Origin of the sequence: Candidatus Marifrigoribacter sp. Uisw_064 (genome assembly GCF_047730175.1) — a bacterium.
Taxonomy (GTDB): domain Bacteria; phylum Bacteroidota; class Bacteroidia; order Flavobacteriales; family Flavobacteriaceae; genus Marifrigoribacter.
Genome location: NZ_CP159833.1, coordinates 145,865 through 169,418 on the forward strand (window position 1 = coordinate 145,865; position 23,554 = coordinate 169,418).

General features: G+C 31.9%; 22 protein-coding genes and 1 riboswitch. Of the genes, 17 read left to right on the forward strand and 5 right to left on the reverse strand.

Going from position 1 to position 23,554, the window contains the following annotated elements:
* Positions 1–13: 13 nt before the first annotated feature.
* Positions 14–490: a hypothetical protein gene (locus tag ABXT64_RS00660; protein ID WP_443633464.1), complete on the reverse strand. Its 477-nt coding sequence runs from the start codon at positions 488–490 to the stop codon at positions 14–16.
* Positions 477–983, reverse strand: a complete 507-nt coding sequence (locus ABXT64_RS00665; RefSeq protein ID WP_443633465.1) for an RNA polymerase sigma factor — start codon at positions 981–983, stop codon at positions 477–479. The genes ABXT64_RS00660 and ABXT64_RS00665 overlap by 14 nt, the downstream gene beginning before the upstream one ends.
* Positions 984–1,270: 287 nt before the next feature.
* Between ABXT64_RS00665 and ABXT64_RS00670 the strand changes: the two genes are divergently transcribed.
* From ABXT64_RS00670 to ABXT64_RS00715, 10 genes are all read left to right on the forward strand, one after another.
* Complete coding sequence (locus ABXT64_RS00670; protein WP_443633466.1) at positions 1,271–2,668, forward strand: S41 family peptidase; 1,398 nt, start codon at positions 1,271–1,273, stop codon at positions 2,666–2,668.
* Between the two features lie 149 nt (positions 2,669–2,817).
* Positions 2,818–2,961 carry a hypothetical protein gene (locus ABXT64_RS00675; protein WP_443633467.1) on the forward strand — a complete coding sequence of 48 codons (144 nt, stop codon included), beginning with the start codon at positions 2,818–2,820 and terminating at the stop codon, positions 2,959–2,961.
* Between the two features lie 396 nt (positions 2,962–3,357).
* Entirely contained in the window at positions 3,358–3,927 is a 570-nt protein-coding gene (locus ABXT64_RS00680) for an RDD family protein (RefSeq protein WP_443633468.1), read from the forward strand.
* Between the two features lie 266 nt (positions 3,928–4,193).
* Entirely contained in the window at positions 4,194–5,153 is a 960-nt protein-coding gene (locus ABXT64_RS00685; protein ID WP_443633469.1) for a hypothetical protein, read from the forward strand.
* 220 nt (positions 5,154–5,373) lie between these two features.
* Positions 5,374–5,862 carry a hypothetical protein gene (locus ABXT64_RS00690; protein ID WP_443633470.1) on the forward strand — a complete coding sequence of 163 codons (489 nt, stop codon included), beginning with the start codon at positions 5,374–5,376 and terminating at the stop codon, positions 5,860–5,862.
* Between the two features lie 262 nt (positions 5,863–6,124).
* The gene (locus ABXT64_RS00695) at positions 6,125–9,340 is read left to right on the forward strand and encodes an Eco57I restriction-modification methylase domain-containing protein (protein WP_443633471.1); all 3,216 of its coding nucleotides are present in this window, start codon (positions 6,125–6,127) and stop codon (positions 9,338–9,340) included.
* A gap of 149 nt (positions 9,341–9,489) precedes the next feature.
* Entirely contained in the window at positions 9,490–10,632 is a 1,143-nt protein-coding gene (locus ABXT64_RS00700) for a serine hydrolase domain-containing protein (protein ID WP_443633472.1), read from the forward strand.
* A gap of 243 nt (positions 10,633–10,875) precedes the next feature.
* On the forward strand, positions 10,876–11,370 hold the full coding sequence (locus ABXT64_RS00705; protein ID WP_443633473.1) for a hypothetical protein: 495 nt from the start codon (positions 10,876–10,878) through the stop codon (positions 11,368–11,370).
* Positions 11,371–11,552: 182 nt separating this feature from the next.
* Positions 11,553–11,981 (forward strand): PH domain-containing protein, encoded by a 429-nt coding sequence (locus tag ABXT64_RS00710; protein ID WP_443633474.1) that lies wholly within the window; start codon positions 11,553–11,555, stop codon positions 11,979–11,981.
* Positions 11,982–12,071: 90 nt separating this feature from the next.
* Entirely contained in the window at positions 12,072–12,287 is a 216-nt protein-coding gene (locus ABXT64_RS00715) for a helix-turn-helix domain-containing protein (protein WP_443633475.1), read from the forward strand.
* A gap of 30 nt (positions 12,288–12,317) precedes the next feature.
* Here the strand turns inward: ABXT64_RS00715 and ABXT64_RS00720 are convergent, their stop codons facing one another.
* On the reverse strand, positions 12,318–12,992 hold the full coding sequence (locus ABXT64_RS00720; protein ID WP_443633476.1) for a methyltransferase domain-containing protein: 675 nt from the start codon (positions 12,990–12,992) through the stop codon (positions 12,318–12,320).
* A gap of 231 nt (positions 12,993–13,223) precedes the next feature.
* Between ABXT64_RS00720 and ABXT64_RS00725 the strand changes: the two genes are divergently transcribed.
* The 4 genes from ABXT64_RS00725 (at position 13,224) to ABXT64_RS00740 (ending at position 17,197) form a co-directional block, all read left to right on the forward strand.
* Positions 13,224–14,129 (forward strand): class I SAM-dependent methyltransferase, encoded by a 906-nt coding sequence (locus ABXT64_RS00725; protein WP_443633477.1) that lies wholly within the window; start codon positions 13,224–13,226, stop codon positions 14,127–14,129.
* 305 nt (positions 14,130–14,434) lie between these two features.
* A complete protein-coding gene (locus tag ABXT64_RS00730; protein ID WP_443633478.1) occupies positions 14,435–15,394 on the forward strand; it encodes a fatty acid desaturase family protein in 960 nt (319 codons plus the stop codon).
* Positions 15,395–15,618: 224 nt separating this feature from the next.
* Positions 15,619–16,110: a mechanosensitive ion channel domain-containing protein gene (locus ABXT64_RS00735; RefSeq protein ID WP_443633479.1), complete on the forward strand. Its 492-nt coding sequence runs from the start codon at positions 15,619–15,621 to the stop codon at positions 16,108–16,110.
* 1 nt (position 16,111) lies between these two features.
* Positions 16,112–17,197, forward strand: coding sequence for an esterase-like activity of phytase family protein (locus tag ABXT64_RS00740; RefSeq protein ID WP_443633480.1), 1,086 nt, complete (start codon positions 16,112–16,114; stop codon positions 17,195–17,197).
* 77 nt (positions 17,198–17,274) lie between these two features.
* Here the strand turns inward: ABXT64_RS00740 and ABXT64_RS00745 are convergent, their stop codons facing one another.
* Positions 17,275–18,483, reverse strand: a complete 1,209-nt coding sequence (locus tag ABXT64_RS00745) for a YncE family protein (protein ID WP_443633481.1) — start codon at positions 18,481–18,483, stop codon at positions 17,275–17,277.
* Between the two features lie 6 nt (positions 18,484–18,489).
* On the reverse strand, positions 18,490–20,322 hold the full coding sequence (locus ABXT64_RS00750) for a TonB-dependent receptor plug domain-containing protein (RefSeq protein WP_443633482.1): 1,833 nt from the start codon (positions 20,320–20,322) through the stop codon (positions 18,490–18,492).
* A gap of 32 nt (positions 20,323–20,354) precedes the next feature.
* Positions 20,355–20,549, reverse strand: a riboswitch (cobalamin riboswitch).
* Positions 20,550–20,598: 49 nt separating this feature from the next.
* Here ABXT64_RS00750 and ABXT64_RS00755 point away from each other — a divergent pair.
* The 3 genes from ABXT64_RS00755 to ABXT64_RS00765 are packed head-to-tail and all read left to right on the forward strand — an operon-like array spanning position 20,599 to position 23,554.
* Positions 20,599–21,735 carry an ABC transporter substrate-binding protein gene (locus ABXT64_RS00755; protein WP_443633483.1) on the forward strand — a complete coding sequence of 379 codons (1,137 nt, stop codon included), beginning with the start codon at positions 20,599–20,601 and terminating at the stop codon, positions 21,733–21,735.
* A complete protein-coding gene (locus tag ABXT64_RS00760; protein WP_443633484.1) occupies positions 21,735–22,763 on the forward strand; it encodes a FecCD family ABC transporter permease in 1,029 nt (342 codons plus the stop codon). Before ABXT64_RS00755 ends, ABXT64_RS00760 begins: the two co-directional genes overlap by 1 nt.
* A complete protein-coding gene (locus ABXT64_RS00765; RefSeq protein WP_443633485.1) occupies positions 22,763–23,554 on the forward strand; it encodes an ABC transporter ATP-binding protein in 792 nt (263 codons plus the stop codon). Before ABXT64_RS00760 ends, ABXT64_RS00765 begins: the two co-directional genes overlap by 1 nt.

Here is a 23,554-nt window from a genome sequence, read left to right on the forward strand (position 1 = left end):
TGATTAATGTTTATTATTTTAATAATTTTTCTGCGGTTAGTGTTATTTCATTGATTGCAAGGAGTGCATCGGTTCCTTTTGTAAAGTTTTCAGAAAGTAAAAACATAGGTTCTGTTCCTTTATTTAAATTATCAGAAAATAGTAGCATTGTTTCTTTTGTTTTATTTAACGCCATTAAGGCATCTTTTTCACCTTGCGAAATTCCTGGACTAGAGAACATAAATCCAGCCACAACAATTACTATTGCTGCTGATGCCGCTATACTGTACCACATTCCTCTTGTGTTTCCTGTGGTTTCAGGTAGTTTCAACGCTCGTTGAGACACTTCTTGTTTTGCTACGGAAAGCCCTGCAAATAAATTTTTATACGGTGCTAAATGATCAGCAACTTCTTCGTTTGCAAAATAGGTACGTAGAATCGTTTCTTGCTCTAAGGTGGTGTTTCCTTCAAAATAATCTTCTAACAAAGATTCTATGTTAGCTAATTCCATAATTGTATTGTTTAATTAATTGTTCTCTTATTGTTTTTCTTGCTCTTGATAAACCAACTCTTATTGCGGTTTCATTTATTTCAAGCATTTCTGATATTTCAGTATATTCAAATTGTTCGACATCTCTCAACTGCATAATCATTCTTTGTTTTTCAGGAAGGGTTTCCATTAGTTTTAAAACCATTTCTACTCCTTCATTTCCTTCTATAGTTCTCTCTATATTATCTGTGTGATGAAAATTATTATGTACAATTTTTAAATTGGATGCTTGTTTTGACTTTAATCGATCTAAGCAATAATTTTTTGTCATTGTCATCGCAAAGGCTTCAGGATTTTTATATTTCTCCATGTTGTCCTTTCCCTTCCATAATTTCAAAAACACTTCTTGTACTGCATCTTCCGCTTCATCAGTTGATACCAAGATCCTTCTGGCAAGCCTAAACAGCTTATCCTTTACAGGTAATATGATATCTAAAAATTCTTTCTGCTCCATGGTTAGCGTTGCAATATTTATGTTCTTCTCCTTTATGACGAGCTAGTTATATTTTTGTTACATTTCATATGTCAATATAAATATTTTTTAATGGTCAGACTTCGACAGGCTCAGTACGGGCATGCTGCCTGCCTGCCGCAGGCAGGTTCGTTATTTGTCATTTCCTTAAATGATCAACGTTTTAGGGTGCTCTTTTCATTTTCATAAAAGTGGAATTCTTTTTTGGTTTCAGCAATAATGTCCCTAATTTAGGAGTTTACAAAACTAAACGAAATATACCCTTTCTTATGAAAAAGAAATCAGTCTTATTTATTTTATTAGTTGCTATCTTATTTACTTCTTGTTTCAAAGATAACGACGATGAAATACAAACTGCCTCTGTATTAGATATCCAGAATTTTATCTACAGAGGTCTTAATTTTTTCTATTTATATAAAGCAGACACCGATGAATTATCCAACGATGCTTTTGCAAATCAAAACGACTTAAATGCTTTTCTAGTTTCTAAAAATAGTCCAGAAGAGTTGTTTGATTATTTAAAATCTCCACAAGATCGTTTTAGCATATTAGTTGATGACTATGTAGCACTTGAAAATGCTTTAAATGGAGTCACCTTAAATAACGGTATGGAGTTCGGTTTAGTGTTCTACCCTGACGGAAGTGGAAATGTGTTTGGCTATGTGCGTTATGTACTGCCAAATTCAGATGCAAGCAACAAAGGAGTTGCAAGAGGGATGATTTTTAATGCAATCGACGGACAACAAATTAATGAAAACAATTTTAGTGACTTATTAAGCCCAGACACTTATTCTATTGGTTTAGCTGATTTCGATGACATTACGATTACGCCAACAGGAGAAAGTATTGACCTTACAAAATCTCAGATTACTGAAAACCCAGTGCATATTTCACAAACATTGACCGTACAAGGACAAAAAGTGGGCTATTTAATGTACAATGCATTTACCCGAAATTTTGATCCACAATTAAATGCTGCTTTTTCACAGTTTCAAGCTGATAATGTAAGCGATTTAATTTTAGACCTGCGTTATAATGGTGGTGGATCTGTAGACACAGCTATCGATTTAGCGACAATGATAACGGGTCAGTTTAACAATGAGTTGTTTATAAGTGAACGATGGAATGAAGACCGACAAGCAGTATATGCAGAAGACAAACTATTTAATACGACCATTGACAATGGTGATCAAATTAACAGCCTTAATTTAACACGAGTATATGTTCTTACTTCGCAGCGTTCTGCTTCTGCGAGTGAGTTGGTGATAAATGGATTAAACCCTTATATCAATGTAATACAAGTAGGTGATGTTACTACAGGAAAATTTCAAGCTTCCTTTTTACTGTATGATGCACCGGCACCCTATTTTTCTAGAAATGAAGCCAATACCGGACATACCTACGCAATGCTCCCTTTGGTATTTAAAACAGTGAATGCAGCAGGATTTACCGATTATGTTGACGGATTGACACCCGATGTTGTTGTGGAAGAAAATTATAGCAATTTAGGAGTCTTGGGCGATGTGAATGAACCTTTATTAGCAGCCGCTTTAAATGAAATATTTCCAAGTCCAATGCCACAACCAAGAAACAATATTCAGTTTGAAGAGATTTCTGAAAGCAAAGCAAATTCGCCTTTATACCAGTTAATGATTGCGGAGCATTAGAAAAGCAAATTTATAGAATTTAAAAAGCGGGCATTTTGCCTGCTTTTTTTTTATCTTTGGGTTGCTCTCAACAAATTTTCATTATTTCCGTTTCGGGATAACGTTAATGAAATTGATACTATAACACGTTATGTGTAAGCAAAAACCTGATGATTAATACTTCTCATTTTATAGCTGAATTAAAATATAATAGGACTGAAAAAGATGAACTCATTAACACCCTGCAAGAAGAAAACAAACAGTTAACAACCCAAGTGGAGACTTTAAAGCAAGTGTTACAAACTAAAACCTAAGCGTTTTTTTTTTAAAAGGAAGCTTTCCCTGCCCTCATAAAACAATTCGTGAAATAGGAAGTGAAGAGACCGTAAAATTTTAAACTGTTTGAAATCCGACAAAGGAGGATAAGTTTTTAAAATTTAGGTCGCAAACAAACTATTTAGAAGTGTTTTCTGCAGGCTAGACTTTTTTGTTTCTTTTTTGGTCAATGCAAAAAAGATAAAAAAATAAAAGACCTACCACTATTTTTAGTACATTTACCCTCTATCCCCACTCCTATTTGCCTTTGGCGAACGGTGTGGGGATTTTTATTAGATAAAAATGCACAAAAAGTATGTATATCTAGTAACACAAGCCGATAAACGAGTATAAACATAACGATATAACAAGTTACCCACAATATTAAAAAAACTATGACCGAAATAATAGACAAAGAGAATCAAGTAGAAAAACAGGTCGAATATGCCACATTTTGGAGCAGAGCTGGAGCTTATATTCTTGACGGAATTATTGTTGGAGCATCTACTTTGATTATTAATGCAATCAACATTTCGAATTTCAAAAGTTTTCTGATTTACCTACCAATCGCAATAGTTGCAATTTTATACAAACCATATATGGAAAGTAAATACGGAGCAACTTTCGGGAAAATGGCTCTCAAACTTAAAGTTACTGACCAAAACTATAACCAAATTGATTTTAAACAATCTCTTTTACGAAGTATAATTCTAATTTTTCCTGCGATATTTTTCGTTCCCATTTATTATTTTGCCTTTAACAACCCAAATCTTGCGGAATATTCTCAAATTTTTGATTTTGCTCAAGGTTTGGCAATTGAATATCCTATTCAAAGTTGGATAAGTAACTTGAGTTTTTTAATAATTGTAGTTGATTTAATTGTTTTGTTGACAGACCAAACTAAAACTCAAAGGTCATTGCACGACAGAATTGGAAAAACCTACGTGTTGTTTGACAGAAAATAGTGTGGAAAATACTGTGGGTAACAACGTGTATAAAACATAGCTAATAAGTGTTAAATCGAAAGGTTCGTACTTATTTTCAAAGACCGCCAAATTTTTAAATTTGGCTTTTAAGATTGATAAGTTAAAAACAAAATATAAAAATTCGGCTCTGTGTTAATCCGAAAAGTAAGCGTCTTTTTACACGCTACGTTTCATACACAAACCGTTATGTGCAAGCTAAAGCAACATCCGTAATTGAGATAAAAATTATTCTTTGAAGTAAATAAATGGAAAAACTTGAATTACATTATTACTTATCGGACAAAAGCCATTCAATGGACGCCTTTGTCAAGAATAAAGCAGAAGCTGAACTATTAAAGGTTTTTAAAGAGATTTCTGATATTTTGGAACTCGATTTGAGTTTCGAAATTGAAGCCTTAACCGAAGGCGGAATTAAGGAGTTCATTAAAATCCTGAAAAAGAAAAAGACTAAAAAGCAAATTACCAAAATACTGGCTGTTGTCGGAGTTATCTTTTCTGGTGTTTTAACAAATATTATTTCCGACCAATTAACTAAGAACCCAGAACTTGAAAAATCCCAATTAGAGGAGTCTCAACTTAATATTAAAAAACTAAAGAGAGACTTAGAAAAAGAGGATATTTCAGAAGATGAAAGCACAATAATTATTGAGAATTTAACAGTCCTAATATCAAATACTGATAAAATTAAATTTCATCGCTCAAATTTCTATTCTAACTTATTAAAAGAAAATAAAATTGAACAGATTTCTACAACTGAATTAGATGAAAACAATGTTCCTCTATCAAAAGAGAAAAAAGTTTCGCGAGAGGATTTTAATAAATTCATCGTTCATAAAGTAAAAATTGATTCAGAGTTTGTTGAAGACGCTAATATTGAAATAGTTTCACCCGTTCTCAAAAGCGGAAAAATAAAATGGAGAGGATATTATGATACAAAAGCAATTAGTTTCAATCTATTAGATTCGGATTTCAAAAATTCAGTCTTAAACCGTGAGGTAAGTTTTCAAAACGGAACATCAATTAAATGTTTGTTGGAATTTGAAAAGGAAATGGATGATGAAGGAAATATTAAAATAACCGAAATAAATGTTTTTGATGTAACTAATGTATTTGAAGGCGAAACAACAATTATAACAAAAAGAGGAAAAGAAATAATCGAAGAGAAAAAGCAAATCAAATTAGATTTCGGAACGAACGAAGAATAAAGCCTGCACATAACAACGTGTATAAAACATAGCTATTAAGGGCTTTTCGAGAGGTTTATGTGTATTTTCGAAGACCGCCAAATTTTTAAATTTGGCTTTTAAAATAGAAAAGATAAAAACAAAACATAAAAATTCGGCTCTGTGTTAATCCGAAAAGTTAGCGTCTTTTTACACGCTACGTTTCATACACTAACCGTTGTAAAACATTTTAAAAAAACCTATGAGTAAAATTTTAACAGTATCCGTTTTGATATTCATTTCGTTTCTGACTTTGGGAAATTCGACCGAATTGGTAACTCTTAATGAAACTGTATATGAGAAAAATTTAAATACTGTATCTGAATTTTATTTAGAGGAAAAAGAAATCCCTAAATCTTTTTTAATAAGATTAGTCCCTGGAAATTATGCTGAATTCGGAATATATTATGCAACAACTGGACCTAACCACAAACTAGGAAAAACTAACTTTTTCTATGACACTACTCGACTGATATTTGTTGAAGTAACTTCTGAAAAAAATAATGAATTTTATTTACCGAGTTTAAAACTGATAAGTTTCGCGGACGGAGAATACGCAGAGGACTTTATTGAGTATTTAGAAATAATTATAAAAATGGACAAGGATAAATTTTGCAAATCCATAATTGGAAAAGAGTATGCAAATCGTAATCCTATTAAATATCATTCGGAATCAAATAAGTGCGAATAAAAACGTTTTACAACAAAGTATATAAAAAATAGGGCGAGATTTTAGATAATAGAAAGTTTCATCCAATTAATTAACTATCTTGGTTTCTGATAAATCTGAACTCGCTTGCCTTGCTGATTCGCACGCGGCTCAATTTATTTTGAGGAAAGAAGATAAGTCTAGGTTTCGCCGCTTCAAGCCGCACGCTGCGCCAAGCCCTACTTTTCATATACAAACTCGTTGTATGCCATTACTGGAAACTGAAATAAATTAGAAAAAATAAATGCCATTATACCAAAACTCAGTACTTAAGAAATACCTAAAGCAACAAGACAGCGAAGCTGTTTCAAAAGCATTTAAAAAGTTTGCTAAATACTTTCACGATCCTAAAATACAAGAGAATATTCGCTCGAGTAAAGAGGAAGAATACCAAGGTATTTTTCTAACTGAGTTGTTTTCTAAGATTTTGGGTTACACTATGAAACCAAATGCCAATTTCAATTTGGTAGCAGAGTATAAGAATGAAAAAAACAGCAGAAAAGCTGATGGAGCAATTCTTAAAGACAATGAAGCATTAGGTGTAATTGAGTTAAAGGGTACAAATACTAAAGACTTAGAAAAAGTAAGACAACAAGCCTTTGATTATAAAGCAAACCAAACAGGTTGTGTTTATGTAATTACTTCCAATTTTGAGAAGATTCGTTTTTACATTAACAATGCTGTTGATTTTGAAGAGTTTGATTTGTTTACCATCAATCAAGAACGTTTTGAACTGCTTTACTTGTGTTTAGCCCAAGAGAACTTACTTAATAATGTCCCTTTAAAGATAAAAGAAGCTTCGGTACAAGAGGAAGAAGCAATTACCAAGCAATTTTATAAAGACTATTCTACCTTTAAAAGAGAGTTATTTAGAGATTTGGTAAAGCTCAATATGAAAAATGAGGTCTTTCGTGCTGAATTAAATATTGAAGATGCTGAAAGAGCGAACAAAAATATTAAGCACAACTTATTTAAGAAATCACAAAAACTGATTGACCGTTTTCTGTTTATCTTTTTTGCAGAAGATAGGGGTTTATTGCCACCAAACTCTACCGTTAAGATATTAGAGCAATGGGATAAGCTAAAAGAGTTAGATGAAGTAGTGCCTTTGTATAGCCGATACAAAAAATACTTTAACTATTTAGATACAGGGCGAAAAGGAACAGATAAAACTGCTGAAATATTTGCCTATAACGGAGGTTTGTTTAAACCTGACCCTGTTTTAGACAGTTTAATAATTAGTGATGAATTATTAGCTAAACATACCAATGCTTTACAAGCCTACGATTTTGAAAGCCAAGTAGATGTGAACATACTGGGTCACATTTTTGAAAATTCACTCAACGAAATTGAAAGTGTAAATGCAGAAATTGAAGGAGGAGATTTTGACAAACAAACCAGTAAACGAAAAAAAGATGGTGTTTTTTATACACCAAAATACATAACCAAATACATAGTAGACAATACCGTTGGGAAGCTTTGTACTGAAAAGAAAACAGAATTAGGAGTTATAGAGGAAGAATACTTTAAAAGTAGAAAAGGACGAACTAAAGCGAAGTTAAAAGAGTTGATGGACAATTCTGAAGCTTACAGAGATTGGTTATTACAAATAACCATTTTAGACCCCGCTTGTGGTTCAGGTGCTTTCTTAAACCAAGCCTTAGATTTTTTAATAAAAGAACACCAGTATATTAGTGAATTACAAACCAACTTATTAGGTGGTGGTTTTGTGTTTCCGGATATTGAAAATACTGTATTAGAGAACAATATTTTTGGTGTTGACTTAAACGAAGAATCCGTAGAAATAGCCAAACTCTCTTTATGGTTACGTACAGCACAACCACGAAGAAAACTTAACAATTTAAGTAGCAACATAAAATGTGGTAATTCTTTAATTGACAGTAAATCTGTTGCAGGAGATAAAGCTTTTAAATGGGAAGAAGAGTTTAAAGAGATATTTGCTAAAGGTGGATTTGATGTTGTTATTGGAAATCCGCCATATGTAAGAGTTCAAGAGCTAGAACATGAAGAAATTGATTGGTATAAAAAAAATAAAATTACAGCTTTTAAAAGGGTTGATATATCAATCATATTTTTTGAGCAAGCGGAAAAAATATTAAAAGATGGAGGAATACTTGCTTTCATAACCTCTAATCAATTTCAAAATGCGGAGTATGGGAAGAATATTAGAAAATTTATAGTTGAAAAATTGACAATTCAGAAAATAATAGATTTTGGTGACTTACCAATTTTTGATGATGCTTTGACTTATGTAAGTATTTACAATTTATCTAAAGGTTTGCCTAAGGATTTTCTGTATAAAAAGATAAATAATATTGAGGTAGCGAAGACCGGAGACTATAATAGTTTTATTGAAATTGAAATTAAATCAATTGATGATTCGACTTGGCAATTAGTTTCTAAAAATGAAAGTAATTTATTAAATAAACTATCTAATTTTAAAACATTAGGTGAAATTGGAAATGCATGGGCTGGGCTTTTTACTGGTTTAGATGAATTATTAATGTTCAATCCAGACGAGATTACATCTTTACCTATTGAAAAAGAACTTCTACTACCAATAATTAGAGCGGCTGACCCAATAAAATACGGCAAAGCTAGCCCAAGTAAATATGTTTTATACCCATATAAAGAAGTGGGTGATAAAACTGTAGTATTAAGTGAGGAGGAGTTAATAAATGAATATCCTAATGCTTTTGCCTATTTAAATCAGCATAAAGAAAGACTTCAACAAAGAAAGGATTCAAGAAAAACTTTTGCTGATAGAAAAGATTGGTATGCTTTAACTAGATTCGGAAGAAAGACAATTTTTAATCGTCCTAAAATTGTTAGCCCAGGTGAAGTAAAAGGACATAAATTTTCCATTGACACTACTGGTAGTGGATTTAGTTGTGCTAGAGTTTTTGCCATTACGGCTGAAAATAATTACCCGCTCACTGGCCTTATGGCATTGTTAAATTCATCTTTAATTAAGTTTTTCTTACAAAGATTAGCGCCTGTCAAAGCTGGCGGGTATTTTTCATACTCATCTAATGTCTTAAATCAGGTGCCAATTATTGCTACAATACCAATTGAATTTTTAGATAAAATTGATGTTATAATAAGTTTAAATGAAAAGTTTGAGACAATAAACAATTCATATATAAAATACCTAACCTCACAATTTTGTGAAATAGTACTCCAGAAAAAACTCCAAAAATGGTACGAGTTAGAGTTTGGAGAATTTATAAAAGAATTGAATAAAGCCATTAAAAAAGTAGGAGGGGAAAAGCTTACCAAAACAGATGAAATGGAGTGGATGGATGTTTTTGAAACCAAAAAAGCAGAAGCACAAACCCTAAAAGTTGAAATTGATAAAACAGATGCTGAAATAGACCAAATGGTTTATGAGCTTTATAAATTAACAGATAAGGAAATACAAATAGTTGAAAATAATTAAAACGGCATACAACAATGTGTATAGTGCATAGCACCCTTCGGGATGCTACGACACCATACACTGAACGTTGTGCGTTATACGGGAAAATCAATAATATAAAAATGGGAAAGCCGAGAACTATCGAAAATAGGCAACAAATAAACATCATTATGAAAAAAATAATAATATTCTTTTTCTTTGCATCTATTTGCAATGTGTATTCACAGTTTGAAAAAATAGAAACATTCCAGAAAAATCTTATTGAAGATGAAATTACTGGAAGTAATGTTGCTCTCGTTTTTAAAGATGGCGAGGTACGATACCATCATATAGAAAACACCAATAATCCGCACGGAAAAGCAATTGACAAAAATTCTATATTTCCATTATGGTCTTCGTCAAAACCCATTACCATTGTAGCAATGATGATACTGCATGAAAGAGGGCTTATTAATTTTGAAGATAAAGTCTCTAAATATATTCCAGAATTTGAAAATCTTAAATGTAAAGGAGATGACGGAATTTACAAATGCAAGAAAGATTTAACCTTATTTCATTTAATGACACATAGATCTGGATACACATATTACGGAAATCCAAGATTATTCATAAATACTTTAAAATATGATAATCTAAAAGACTTTGCTTCTGATGTTGCAAATCAACCGGTAGAGTTTGAGCCTGGTCTAAAATACGAATATGGTATTAATATGGCAATACTTGGAAGAGTAGCGGAAGTTGTATCAAACAAAAATTTTTATGAATTTTTAAAATATGAGATTTTTGATCCCCTTAACATGGATCAAACAAAATTTCATTTAACAGAAAGTGACAGAGAAAATTTTCAACCATTGTATATTAACAATGAAACTATGAAGGGTTTTACGAATGATCAAGACGAGCTTAGCTATGACATTAACAATAAAGCATATTTTGGTGGTGAGGGTTTGGTTTCTACATTAAATGACTTTTCAAATTTTTGCCAGATGTTATTAAATGGAGGAACATTTAAAGAGCAAAAAATTATATCACAAAAAAGTATCGATATGATGACAAAGTCTTATTCATTAAACCCTTATGACGATGGTTTTGATCAAGGTTTTGGTCTTTTTGTTTTAAAACACCCCGATATTGACGGAACAAATTCACCAAAAGGTGTCTTTGGATGGCCTGGTTATCATAATACTCATTTTTGGATTGATCCAGAAAATAATCTATTCGGTATATTTATGACTAGAGAACAAGTTTTTGAAGAGGTAATTCATAAAGGAATTAGAAAGTCGGTATACGAATCATTAAAAAGTGAGAAGTAATATCGTTTAAAATAATAAGAATTGGTGCTACAAATATTTATGGCCCAAATTAAATTAGAAGTACGAACGCACAACACGGTATATAATTTATTGCTAATTCTAGCTTACTTACGAAAGTCCTCGCGGACTTTCTTGGTCGGTAATTATTTACTAAATTAGTTGCTTGAAACACGCAACAAACCATATACAACAACGTTGTGCAACATATAGAAAAATCCGTATTTACATTAAAAACTGAATAAATTGAAAGTACTTAATATCCATCAAAGAACATTAAATCAACCGAAAAGTAAAATTGCGGAATTATTGAAAACATTATCAACCGAAAACGACAGAATTTGGCCAAAAGAGAAATGGCCAGAAATGAAATTTAAAGATGGAATTAAGGTTGGAGCGAAAGGTGGACACGGACCGATAAGGTATTCAGTTGAGAAATATAATCCGAATGAAATTATTCAATTTCGTTTTTCAAAACCAAAAGGGTTTAATGGAATTCATAAATTCGAGATAAAGGAATTGGATAAACAAAAAACGGAAATCAAGCACACGATTGAGATGACTACCAAAGGAAAAGGAACATTAATTTGGTCTTTTGCAATACACTCATTACATAACGCTTTGATTGAAGATGGATTTGACAAAATTGAGAATAATTTTTCTGGAGACCAAAAGTCAAGTAGTTGGAATTTTTGGGTAAAATTTATAAGAAAGCAAATGACAAAAAGAAAAAATAAATAAAAGAATAAAATACGTTGCACAACACCGTGTATAATTAATGGCTAGTTGTCGCCTACTTACGAAAATCCTCGCGGATTTTTTAAGTAGGTTTTTATTTATTAAATTACGTGCTTATCCACGCAACTAACTATACACAACAACGTTGTGTAGCATTTAAACTAAAACGAGAAAAAGAAAATTCTATGACAAAAAAATATCCATCGAAAGTTTCTTATGGACTACTGACTTTTATGTTCTTGGTGTTTTATGGACCATTAGTTCCTAGTTTAATTAATGGAAGATTTAATGTGAAATCGATTGGATTTTTGGCGATTCTTACATTAATCTTTGCTTTCATTGCACATCTATTTTTAAAAACAGAATACACGATTGACAATGATAAACTGAAAATTAAATGTGGGTTATTTTCATTTAAACCGATTGACATTAATGAAATAAGAGTAATAACTAAAACCAAAAGTATAATATCATCACCTGCACCATCATTTGACCGAATTGAATTAAAATATGGAGAATTTAATGAGGTAATAATTTCACCAAAAGACAAATTTCAATTTGCAAAAGATTTGACTAGAATAAATCAGAAAATCAAAAACGAATTAATTGAATAAAACGCTACACAACAATGGCTACAAGTAATTGCAACTATTTTTTCAAAAGGGGTTGAGTATCAAGAGGAACTAGAAGAAACTGTATAAGCTATGGCAATTATCGTAAACATGGTTGTTATGATGGCAAAACGTAAAATGTCACTTAACGAATTATCGGAAACTGTAAATATCTCATTAGCAAATTTATCCAAACTAAAAACTGGAAAAGTAAAAGCGATAAGGTTTAGCACTCTAAATGCTGTTTGTGATGCATTAGATTGTCAACTTGGAGATATACTTGAAAACTCAGAAGTTAACAACGCCTAAGGTTATTAGTTAGCTAATTGATTACTTGTATTAAACTTCATACAACGTAGTTACAATAAGCCCTTTGCCATTATTTAAATTAACAGATAGTAATTGTTTTTCTTCTTTTACCTTAAAATTAAATGGTGGGGCTACTAAGTTTAATCCACTTTGTTTTTTTAGTCTCGTTCCTTGTCCAGAAATAATCTCTTTATTAGGCGTAAAATCTCCTTCAGGGATATGTTCTGTTAGAATAACATATTTAAAATCAGTTAACTTATTCAGGATACTTTGTACTTCAGTATTCGATAGATGCTGGAGCACTTGTCTTAATAAAGCACAATCGCCAGAAGGCAATTGATCTACTGCGATATCCAAACAATGGAATTCTAAATTTTCTTCTTTAAATGTTGATTTATTATAATCAATAAGATCTGCTACTATATCTACAGCTACATATTTCTTAGTATGCTTCACCAATTCTTTTCCAACATTAAAATCTCCACACCCTAAATCAGATACCACAAGAGGTGCTTTAAAAGAGCTTAGAAATGATCTCAAAATAGTTATATATGGATCTATTATCTCTGGATGATGTGATCCAACCCCTGAATAAAAATGAGATTTGTTATCCCCCCAAAGTTTCATTGTATACACCTGTTCCATAGCTTCTTTAGTTGGCCAAGGTTTCATTACTTTTTTAGTTCCATTTTCATTCTTCTTCATAATAAACAAACGTACAAATTATAAGTAATAGCATATCGTATAATACGAACAACTGATTAAATTAAAAAGTTTCAGAATAAGGTATCACAAAAATGCCTAGATAGTTTCTAGAATTAATCTTAGTACAAATAATTAACTATCTTTAGATTTCATAAAAATGAAACAAGGGGCCACCTTCAATCATTATTTTCAATAAATTAAACTGTTGACTATAATTAATCAAAAAAAACAATGGCAGAACAAAAAGATTTAGATTTTACATATACCACTATCGATGAGATTTTTCGTCTAAGCATGGGGGAGACTGGAGATTATAGTGGAGCTAAATATGATGGTGATTTTTCGATGACTCTTGAAGAAGCTCAAAAAGCAAAACATAAATTTATAGCAGACAGTCTTCATATCAAAAAGGATAGTAAAGTGCTTGACATGGCATGTGGCTGGGCACCATTCACACGATATATTGTACAAGAAAGAGGTGCAGAAAGTATAGGTTTAACACTCTCACAAGGACAAGCAGATGCATGTCAAAAAAATGGTTATAATGTGATAGTGAAAGATTGCCGTTATATAAAACCTGAAGATTTTGGAACTTTTGATGCTATTACCTGTATTGGTGGATTAGAGCATTTCTGTTCTGTAGAAGAATGGCAGGCGGGCAAACAAGAGCAATTGTATCGTGATTTTTTTAAAACACTCTATGACTTAATGCCTGTTGGAGGAAGGTTTTATATGCAGACCATGGTTTTTAGTAAGAATATGATTGAATTTGAAGAACTGGACGTGAATGCTGAAAAAGGATCTACCGCCTATATCATGGCACTTATGGTAAAACAATTTCCTGGTTCTTGGCTTCCCTATGGCCCCGAAATGGTTATTGATTGTGCAGAGCCCGGATTCAAATTAATTTCTAAAAGTAGTGGAAGACTAGATTATATAGAAACCATTGCTCAATGGCGGAAGAAATTTAGAAAATTTAATCTCAAAAAATACTGGCTGTATCTCTCACTCATTCCAAGATATTTGACAGATAAAGAATTCAGGCACTTGGTTGCTATTTTCAAAGTAAGCCCTAATAAAGTCTGTTTTGAAAATGAGGTGATGGATCATTACCGCTTAGTGTTTGAAAAAAAATAGCAATAGGGCTCTTAATTCAGTTATACTGGTGCAATTTAGCCTATCTTTCAATCGTTCTATTGATAGGTGCTTTTCTTTGGGTGAATCAATTCAAGTTTAATTCCTTTTTTTCACTCAAATACTTAGTGTTAGTAGTACATTAGAACTTTATTAATTAAAATATAGGCCATATCATACACCCAAAATTTTCAAAAGAAACAGGAATCGATTTTTCAAAAACCTTGAGAAAAAAGGTAAAAACCTATTTCAAAACAAATGAACTTAACAAACATGCTAACAAAAGTATGATTGCTAAGACGATATTAATGCTTACAATATTTTTTCTTCCATTTCTAATTATAAATCTAGGAATCGTTACAAGCACTTGGGTTCTTTTTTTATTATATATTACTAGTGGTCTTGGGATGGCTGGAATTGGAATGAGTGTTGCGCATGATGCAATTCATGGGGCATACTCAAACAATCAAAAAATTAATACTTTTATTGGCTACACATTCAATCTTATAGGAGCCAATGCTACGGTTTGGAAAATTCAACACAATGTACTTCATCATACGTATCCTAATATTGAACATTCCGATGATGATATTAATGCACCTTTTTTCCTTCGATTTTCACCGCATGCCAAAAAATACTGGACGCATCAATTTCAACATATCTATATTTGGTTTTTTTATTGCTTAGCTACGATCTCATGGATCACAACAAAAGATTTTGTTAGAATAAATAGATATCATAAAATGGGTTTTTTGGTTGAAAAAAACGAATTTAGAAATGCGGTTATAAGTATTGCAGCATGGAAGGTTTTATACTATTCTTACGCGCTAATTTTACCGTTAATTATAGTAAATTTACCATGGTGGCATATCGTATTGGCATTTTTAAGTATGCATTTTTTTACAGGGCTTTTAATTAGTATTGTATTTCAAATTGCACATATAATGCCGAGCTCCGAGTTTCCTCTTCCAGATGAAGAAGGTCTTATAGCTGGGGATTGGTATACCCATCAATTTGCAACGACTTCTAATTATTCTCCAGGATCTAGAATATTTACCTGGCTTATCGGTGGCTTGAATTATCAAATAGAACATCATTTATTGCCAGGAGTTTGTCATGTACACTATAGAGAGTTATCTAAAATTGTGATCGAAACAGCCAAAGAATATGGTATCCCTTATAGTTCCAATCGAACTTTTTTTACAGCGATACGGAATCATGCTAAAATGCTTCGCCAGTTAGGAAACATGCCCCAAATAGCAGAATAGGACTATTTTAAGTCTGAAGGAATAGTTGATTTATCATACTCGTTATATCATATTTTGAAAGATCTAAAAACACTAAAGCCTAAAAAAATCTATCCTCAGGTTCTAAACCTAGAAATAATAGAAGAGTATGACGCTGGTAATGGTTCTAAAGGAAAAATCCTTCATTTGTTTTTACCTAATATCCACTTGAATGAATTAAATTAGTACCTACACTAAGAAACATCATGGAGGAATATCAAATTCAGATCATACAAACTACAGTGATTATTGTATCCTATATTGTTATTAATACAGTAAGTCAATACATTATAAAAAAAGTTGGAGTTAAATTCACCTATTCAAAACCTAGAATTAAAGTTATTAAAAAACTGATTCATCTAATATATTTTGTTTTAATTTTTAATATCATTTTATTTATTTGGGGAGTTGATCAGTCGGAATTAATGTATTTTATTACCTCTCTTTTAACTGTGTTAGGAATTGCATTCTTTGCACAATGGTCAATAATTTCAAACATTACCTCTTCACTTATCATATTTTTTAATCATCCTGTAAATATTGGTGACACTATTACTATTATGGATAAGGATTTTAATATTGAGGGGCAAGTGTCTGATGTAGGTATCTTTTTCTTAAGTATTAGAAATAATGAGAATGAAAAGATTACGATTCCAAATAATGTGTTTATTCAGAAAATGATAAAGAAAAAAGGTTAACGTGAAGCATTTATATACATTACTTTTCTCAATACTACTTTTAGGCTGTGCTTCTCATCAAAAAGATTCAGAAAATATAGAATTATCTTTTTTAGATGAATATGTAATACCTATAGGTGAAGAGTATGAAGAAACTCTAATAGGTGGAATCTCAGGTATCGACTATGTTAATGGGTTTTATTATTTAATAGTAGATGATTCAAAAAATCCACGATTTTATAAAGCAGAAATCACTCTTCAGAATAAAGAAATTTCAGATTTAAAAATCATCGATGTAGTCTCCTTTAAAGACCATCCTTTTTATAAAGAAAATGCCTTAGACCTAGAATCAATCATTGTTGATATCAGTTCTGGAAACATCGTATTGACTAGTGAAGGGAAAATTAAAGATGAAAAAAATCCTTTATTATTTGTTTCAAATTCTAAAGGGAAATTTATAAAAAATATACCTTTACCAGAACGGTTTTCAGCAATAAGTGAAGCGCAACCAATACACAATAAAACCCTTGAAGGTCTTTCAAGAAGTTTCGATGATAAAGGGTATTGGACCGCAATGGAATTACCTTTAAAAATAGATGGTGAAGAGCCCAAATACCTTGAAGCTAATTCACCTATACGTATTACTTACTTTGATAAAGAAAAAGAAAAGGCTACCAAAGAATTTGTATATCAACTCTCCCCTATCACAAAACCATTTATTGGAGATTTTAACCTCAACGGAGTCACTGATATTCTAGAGTTTAAACCCAATCATTTTTTTATGATTGAAAGAATATATCAAAGCGGTTATGGTGCTTATGGTAATATTGTTAGAGTGTATCATGCGTATGCCGATGAAAACACCACAAACTCATTAGCAATTAATTCTTTGAAAGAAATCAATTACATTCCCTTAAAGAAAGAATTGATTCTAGATTTTGATAGTTTTAAAGACAATCTAACTGAAAACATTGTCGATAATATTGAAGGTATTACGTTTGGTCCTATCCTTCCCAATGGCAATAAGACGCTTCTTTTTGTAAGTGATGATAATTTTCAAGTCTACGGAAAACAACTCAATCAATTTCTGCTTTTTGAAATAAAATAATACGATCAATTGCTCAGATACAACCAATAAAAAAGCACCTCTAATGAGGTGCTTTTTGCAATTAGTAAAAAGAAATATTATTCGTTAAAATAAATTCCTCCAGGAATAATACCTACTACAGTGCTTTCTATTTCTGAATTTGTAGAGAGATCAAACACTTTTAAAGTTCCATTACTTGAAAAATCTCCAGCATCAGTTGCATATAACTTACCATTTTTAGCAGTCATCGTATAAAAGAATCCATCAATAATACTTGTACTTGGTAAGGAAGTTGCATTATTATCCATGCTAAACACAGCGCCATTTAAATTAAATAATAAATTTGAATCATCTAAAGACAAACTACCTGGATGATCTGTAGTTCCAAAATCGAACGCCTGAATTAAATTATTCGAGTTTAAATCAAGTTTAACTAATCTTCCGTTGGATTCGTTTCCTGTAAAGTTTGGGTTTCCACCACATAGAATCCAAAGATTATCTTCAAATAAAACCATTGAATTAGGTACATCTCCTACATCAACAGTAGAATTAACCGTATTATTAGAAGTATCAATAATGGTAATCTTATTATTTTGACCATATCCACCTTGGTGCGCTACAAAAACACTAGTCCTATCTGTTACTATTTTTTCAGGACCAAAATCTACAGGAATAGATCCAGTTATTGTGTTTGTTGTTAAATCTATTAGTGCTACATAATCATCATTATCATCAAATGGATCTCCCCAATTCGTAACATACCCCGTATTTTCAACAGCTACAAAATTTCTAGGATTGTCTAACCCTGTCTCTATTGTGGCAATTAATTCGAACGTATAACGATTTACTACATGCATCTTATTTGAGTTATTAACTACGATATATGCATTTTCACCATTAAAGCCCATAGACTGAACAATATTTCCTAAGTCAAGATTATTGACTGTGTTAAAAATACTACCACTGGTTGATGAAAAGTCTTCAGAAATAAAAGAAACAGTTCCTGTTCCTTCTCCAAAAGGCCCTTCGTTTGTAATTAATATTCCTCTTTCATAATCTCCTAAAAAAGCATCTAGAGGATCTGTTCCATTTTGACATTCAGTAAGGTTATTAATTCCATCCGCATCGCAATCTTCAAGTCCAATAGGATCTGTAGGGTCTTCTGTTAAAATGGTACAAATATCAATAGTTCCATTAATAGCTTGTTCACAATTGGGAGCTTCCACATTTACATCATCATCACTACTACAAGAAAAAAGGAATACTGTGACAAATAATAAAAGGCTAAGTTTTTTTAAAAAGTTCATTTTTGTTTAAAATTTAAAATTGATAAATAATTGAAAGTTTCGATCTGGCATAGGTCGATATGCCACATTTTCGTAATAGATGTTAAATATATTGTTGATTTTTCCGCCTATGGTTATAGGTGTATGTGCTGTATTTAATTGATATTCCGCTCCTAAATTACAAACCCAATACGGATCTACAACACCAATATTATCGGTAGTTGTAAACACTTTACCCGTATATAACACTTGATAATAGGAACTAAATTTTTTAAACTGATAGTTAAGTAATCCTGTCGCCTTATGAAAAGGCACATATAGTAATTGATTGTTCTTTTCTTTATTAGTTGCTTTGGTATAGGAATAATTCATCAACACACTCAAATGATGCTGATTGAAGCTTTTTAAATATTCTGAGGTAACTTCTAATCCATAATTTTGAGTTTCGGCTATATTAATAGGCTGCCAAAATCCCGAATCATTAGGTCTCCATGAAATTAAATCTTTTGAATCGATAAAGAAACCATTCAAATTAAATTTCAAATTTGAGAACTCAAAAACTTGCCCTAATTCAGCTTGCAAAGAAGTTTCAGGGGCTAAGCCTATATTTCCCCCTGCTTCCCAAAATAAGTCGTTAAAAGTAGGCACTCTATAGTTTTTTGACGCATTTACTTTTATAGCATACCAAGGCCTTAATTGAAGTTTACCATCTAATGAAATTAATAATGGATTTTCAAAATCATTTAAAAACTCCTTACGAACATTTAAACCATAACTTAAGATAGAAGATACTTTATGTTGCATTAATAAAACAGCAGATAAGGTATTTCGTTGATTCGAACCAATATTACTTCCCTTTGCATCAATTAACGTATAATTAAGGATTGCATTAAATTTTAATCGTTTTGAGGCAAAATAATCTAAACTATAATCTGCTATGTATGTATTTGATTTCCCTTCTGAAAACAACAATTTATCTTTATCTGGGAAGTAACGATATCTTTCAAATAAATGTGCTGCCTTAAATTTTGAAATAAGTTGTGATGATTTTAGGGTCCAACTCAATAAATTTCGAGTAGTAACATCTTTATAATTATTCTTTGAAGGTGCTGTAATGGAAGATGAAAAGTTTCGATCTCCATAAAAATAATTTGAATTCCATGTAAAAACATGATTATTAAAACGGGCTCCAAAATTATATCCAATGTTTAACTTTTGAAACGCTCCATTTTCGTTTTTTATTCCTTCCCCTAAATATTTATAATCATTTAATGAATTTATATAACTCACGTTTACAGAACTATATATGTTATCACTTGAAGTAACACTTTTAAATATAGCTTTTGAAGTCTCATAACTTCCGTAAGAGATCTCTAATTCATTTTTTTGATTTTTTCTGAATGCTATTTCATTATTTAAATGAATACTTCCTCCTATCGCTCCACTTCCATACTGAACAGATCCACCGCCACTACGAATCGTAATTTGATCGGAAGAATTTGGTGCAATTAGATTAAAGTCGGTTTGCCCATTTAAGTTAGAATTAATCGAAATACCATTCCATATCACCGCAGTTTGTGAAGAATTAGTTCCTCTAAAAGAAGGAGATGATACCATGCCATATCCATTTTCTTTAAAATATATAGAAGAATTATATCTCAAAACATCGGTTAAAGAAGCGTTATCTCTAGACAAAATAGAGTCAGAGAGCGATCTTACTTGAAACCCTTCAGCGTACTCAGTAAGCTTAGTATCGGCAATAATCACCTCATCTAATTTCTGAATAGAGTCTAGCTGCGCCAACACCGATGTTGATGATGCACAATAAAATAACACAAATAATATATAAAAATGCCTCATTATAAAAACAAACCTTTATCCCGAAAGTTCCAATTAAATTAAAAAGTCTGGCAGGTCTCCTGGCTTGTCAATTGTGCGACCTTCCCGCCTAAGCAGTGGTTTTGAAGAGTGCACGATCTCGTTTTATTAACGAGACGACTTACAGTTGCGGGAACAGCTTCGGTATTGAACCGAATTCCCTTTTAAGGAAGGTCATAAAACCTTCCACCAAAATTCTTTGCAAAAATAAGCTATTAATTAATAGCCCAAACAAAACAAATACTATTATTTTTGAGGATGCAAAAAATCTATTTTCTTCTTATTGTATTTATTTTTATCTCCTGTAAAACAGAAAACAAAAAAGAGATCAACACTAGTGCTTCAGAAAAACAAATACAATCTGTTGACTATGCGAAAGGATTTGACATTCAACATCATGAAAATTACAAAGTACTAAATGTAAAAAACGCGTGGCCCGGTTCAGAAAAGATATTTTCATATGCTATAATAAACAAAGGGGTTACGCTTGATAACCCAGATGACTATGATGCAGTCATAGAAATACCTTTAAATTCTATAGTTGTTACTTCAACAACACATATTCCCTCTCTAGAAATGCTTGGTGTTTCAGAGAAACTTATTGGATTCCCTAACTTAGAGTATATATCCTCTCCATTTACAAGAAAAAGAATTAATAATGGAGAAATAAAAGAGCTTGGCAATAACGAAGACATAAACACAGAAATTTTAATTGAACTCAACCCAGATATCGTAATAGGTTTCGGAATAGACGGAAACAACAAATCACTTAACACCATTTCCAATACAGGAATACCAGTACTATATAATGGCGACTGGACGGAAACTTCACCCTTAGGTAAAGCTGAATGGATTAAGTTTTTTGGAGTACTTTTCGATAAAGAAAAAGAAGCAGATCGTATTTTTTCAGATATTGAAGCAAAATATTCAGAAGCTAAAAAAATAGCCCAACAAGCGAAGGAAACCCCAACTGTTCTAAGCGGAGCTATGTTTAAAGATATTTGGTATTTACCACAAGGTCAAAGTTGGGTCGCACAATTTATTGAAGATGCCAATGGAGATTATCTTTGGAAAGATAGCGAAGGGACCGGAAGCCTTTCTTTAAACCTAGAAAATGTGTTAGTAAAGGGACAACAAGCAGAATTTTGGATTGCTCCTGGATATTTTAACAGCAAGCAACAAATGACAGAAAACCACAGTGTTTATGGTAACTTTGATGCTTTTAAAAATGACAATATTTTTAGTTTCGCAAATAAAAAAGGGGAAACTGGCGGAGTATTATATTATGAATTAGGCCCGAATAGACCCGATATCATTTTAAAGGATTTAATAAAGGTTCTGCATCCTGAGCTTTTACCTGACCATAATTTATACTTTTTCGATAAAATCGAATAATGGAAAACAATAGATCATATCGTGTTTATTTTATTATTATGCTACTAGCATTAGTAGTCTTTTTTATACTAAACATTAGCTTAGGATCTGTATCCATACCATTTAAAGATGTAATTTCTAGCTTGCTAGGATCAAGTTCAAAAGAATCATGGCACTATATCATCATCGATTATCGCCTTCCTAAATCTCTTACCGCAATAATAACTGGCGGAGGTTTAGCTGTAGCAGGACTATTAATGCAAACACTTTTCAGGAATCCATTAGCGGGCCCTTTTGTTTTAGGACTAAGTAGCGGCGCAAGTTTAGGCGTTGCTATCTTAATATTAGGCGCCAGTGCATTTGGAAGTGTGTTAGGAGGCTTTCTATTAAACTCCTGGAGCTTAGTGATCGCTTCAGCCCTAGGCAGCTTTCTTGTGCTGCTTGCGGTTATGGCTGTTGCCTTGAGAGTTAAGGATACTATGGCGATCTTAATTATAGGTTTAATGTTCGGCTCTGTTACCGGAGCTGTCGTGTCAGTACTCTCCTATTTTAGTGATGCAGAACAATTACAGCAATACATTTTTTGGTCTTTTGGAAGCCTTGGAAACATGTCATGGAATAACTTAATTATATTATCTATCTGTTTTATTATAGGTATTTTAACAAGTATTACCTGTATTAAACCTTTAAATATGTTATTGTTAGGAGAAAACTATGCAAAAAGCATGGGACTTAACTTTAAACGGACCACATTTTTAATTATAATTGCAACGAGTATTTTAGCTGGAGGAATTACAGCTTTTGCAGGACCAATAGCTTTTATAGGTTTGGCAGTACCTCATTTAACCAGACAATTTATTACCACTTCTAATCATAAAATTCTTCTTCCAGCTGTGTTACTTTGCGGAAGTATCTTAATGCTTATTTGCGATACCATAGCTCAAATTCCTTTTAGTGAATACACATTGCCTATAAATGCAATTACATCGCTATTAGGCGCGCCCATAGTGATTTGGCTATTAATAAGAAAACGTAAATTATTGTTTTAATGCAAAATGAAAACAAAAATATCGTCCTTTCAACTAATGATCTTTCAACAGGGTATCTGACAAAGAAGTCTGAATCTGTAATCTCTAACCATATAAACATCGCTATTCAAAAAGGGCTCTTGGTAGGTATTGTGGGAACTAACGGAATTGGAAAGTCTACATTGCTAAGAACTTTAGGGAAGATGCAGCCTTTACTTCATGGTGTTGTTTCAATTAAAAATAAAAAATTAAAAGAATATACTTCCTTTGGTTTAGCTGAAGTCATGAGTATTGTATTAACCGAAGCTCCTGCTTCACAAAATCTTACCGTATTAGAATTGGTTTCCTTAGGGAGACAACCCTACACCAATTGGTTAGGGACTCTAAATGAGAAAGATAAAGAGTGTATTTTAAATGCTTTAGCGCTTACCGATACAGAAAAACTAAAGAACAAAAAGTGTTTTGAACTGAGTGATGGTCAAAAGCAACGTGTTATGATAGCAAGAGCATTAGCTCAAGATACAGAAATTATATTATTAGATGAACCCACTACTCATTTGGATTTATATCATAGAGCCTATATTTTAAAATTACTTAAAAAGTTAACTAAAGATACCGGAAAGACCATACTCTACTCTACGCATGAAATAGATTTAGCCATACAGCTAAGTGATAAAATGATTGTTATGACTCCGAATTTAGTCCATTTTGATACGCCTAAAAACCTAATTGAATCAGATTGTTTTCAAACACTATTTCCTGAAAATATTATTGAATTTGAAAAAAATACAGGTAGGTTTATAATTAAATAA

What these genes read in the sequence shown, in the direction of transcription:
- ABXT64_RS00720 (WP_443633476.1), bottom strand. Translation starts at nt 12,992, where the DNA reads ATGAAGAAGAATGAAAATGGAACTAAAAAAGTAATGAAACCTTGGCCA.
- ABXT64_RS00725 (WP_443633477.1), top strand. Translation starts at nt 13,224, where the DNA reads ATGGCAGAACAAAAAGATTTAGATTTTACATATACCACTATCGATGAG.
- ABXT64_RS00760 (WP_443633484.1), top strand. Translation starts at nt 21,735, where the DNA reads ATGGAAAACAATAGATCATATCGTGTTTATTTTATTATTATGCTACTA.
- ABXT64_RS00755 (WP_443633483.1), top strand. Translation starts at nt 20,599, where the DNA reads ATGCAAAAAATCTATTTTCTTCTTATTGTATTTATTTTTATCTCCTGT.
- ABXT64_RS00690 (WP_443633470.1), top strand. Translation starts at nt 5,374, where the DNA reads ATGAGTAAAATTTTAACAGTATCCGTTTTGATATTCATTTCGTTTCTG.
- ABXT64_RS00735 (WP_443633479.1), top strand. Translation starts at nt 15,619, where the DNA reads ATGGAGGAATATCAAATTCAGATCATACAAACTACAGTGATTATTGTA.
- ABXT64_RS00670 (WP_443633466.1), top strand. Translation starts at nt 1,271, where the DNA reads ATGAAAAAGAAATCAGTCTTATTTATTTTATTAGTTGCTATCTTATTT.
- ABXT64_RS00750 (WP_443633482.1), bottom strand. Translation starts at nt 20,322, where the DNA reads ATGAGGCATTTTTATATATTATTTGTGTTATTTTATTGTGCATCATCA.
- ABXT64_RS00730 (WP_443633478.1), top strand. Translation starts at nt 14,435, where the DNA reads ATGCTTACAATATTTTTTCTTCCATTTCTAATTATAAATCTAGGAATC.
- ABXT64_RS00745 (WP_443633481.1), bottom strand. Translation starts at nt 18,483, where the DNA reads ATGAACTTTTTAAAAAAACTTAGCCTTTTATTATTTGTCACAGTATTC.
- ABXT64_RS00685 (WP_443633469.1), top strand. Translation starts at nt 4,194, where the DNA reads ATGGAAAAACTTGAATTACATTATTACTTATCGGACAAAAGCCATTCA.
- ABXT64_RS00715 (WP_443633475.1), top strand. Translation starts at nt 12,072, where the DNA reads ATGGCAATTATCGTAAACATGGTTGTTATGATGGCAAAACGTAAAATG.
- ABXT64_RS00680 (WP_443633468.1), top strand. Translation starts at nt 3,358, where the DNA reads ATGACCGAAATAATAGACAAAGAGAATCAAGTAGAAAAACAGGTCGAA.
- ABXT64_RS00700 (WP_443633472.1), top strand. Translation starts at nt 9,490, where the DNA reads ATGAAAAAAATAATAATATTCTTTTTCTTTGCATCTATTTGCAATGTG.
- ABXT64_RS00710 (WP_443633474.1), top strand. Translation starts at nt 11,553, where the DNA reads ATGACAAAAAAATATCCATCGAAAGTTTCTTATGGACTACTGACTTTT.
- ABXT64_RS00660 (WP_443633464.1), bottom strand. Translation starts at nt 490, where the DNA reads ATGGAATTAGCTAACATAGAATCTTTGTTAGAAGATTATTTTGAAGGA.
- ABXT64_RS00765 (WP_443633485.1), top strand. Translation starts at nt 22,763, where the DNA reads ATGCAAAATGAAAACAAAAATATCGTCCTTTCAACTAATGATCTTTCA.
- ABXT64_RS00695 (WP_443633471.1), top strand. Translation starts at nt 6,125, where the DNA reads ATGCCATTATACCAAAACTCAGTACTTAAGAAATACCTAAAGCAACAA.
- ABXT64_RS00675 (WP_443633467.1), top strand. Translation starts at nt 2,818, where the DNA reads ATGATTAATACTTCTCATTTTATAGCTGAATTAAAATATAATAGGACT.
- ABXT64_RS00665 (WP_443633465.1), bottom strand. Translation starts at nt 983, where the DNA reads ATGGAGCAGAAAGAATTTTTAGATATCATATTACCTGTAAAGGATAAG.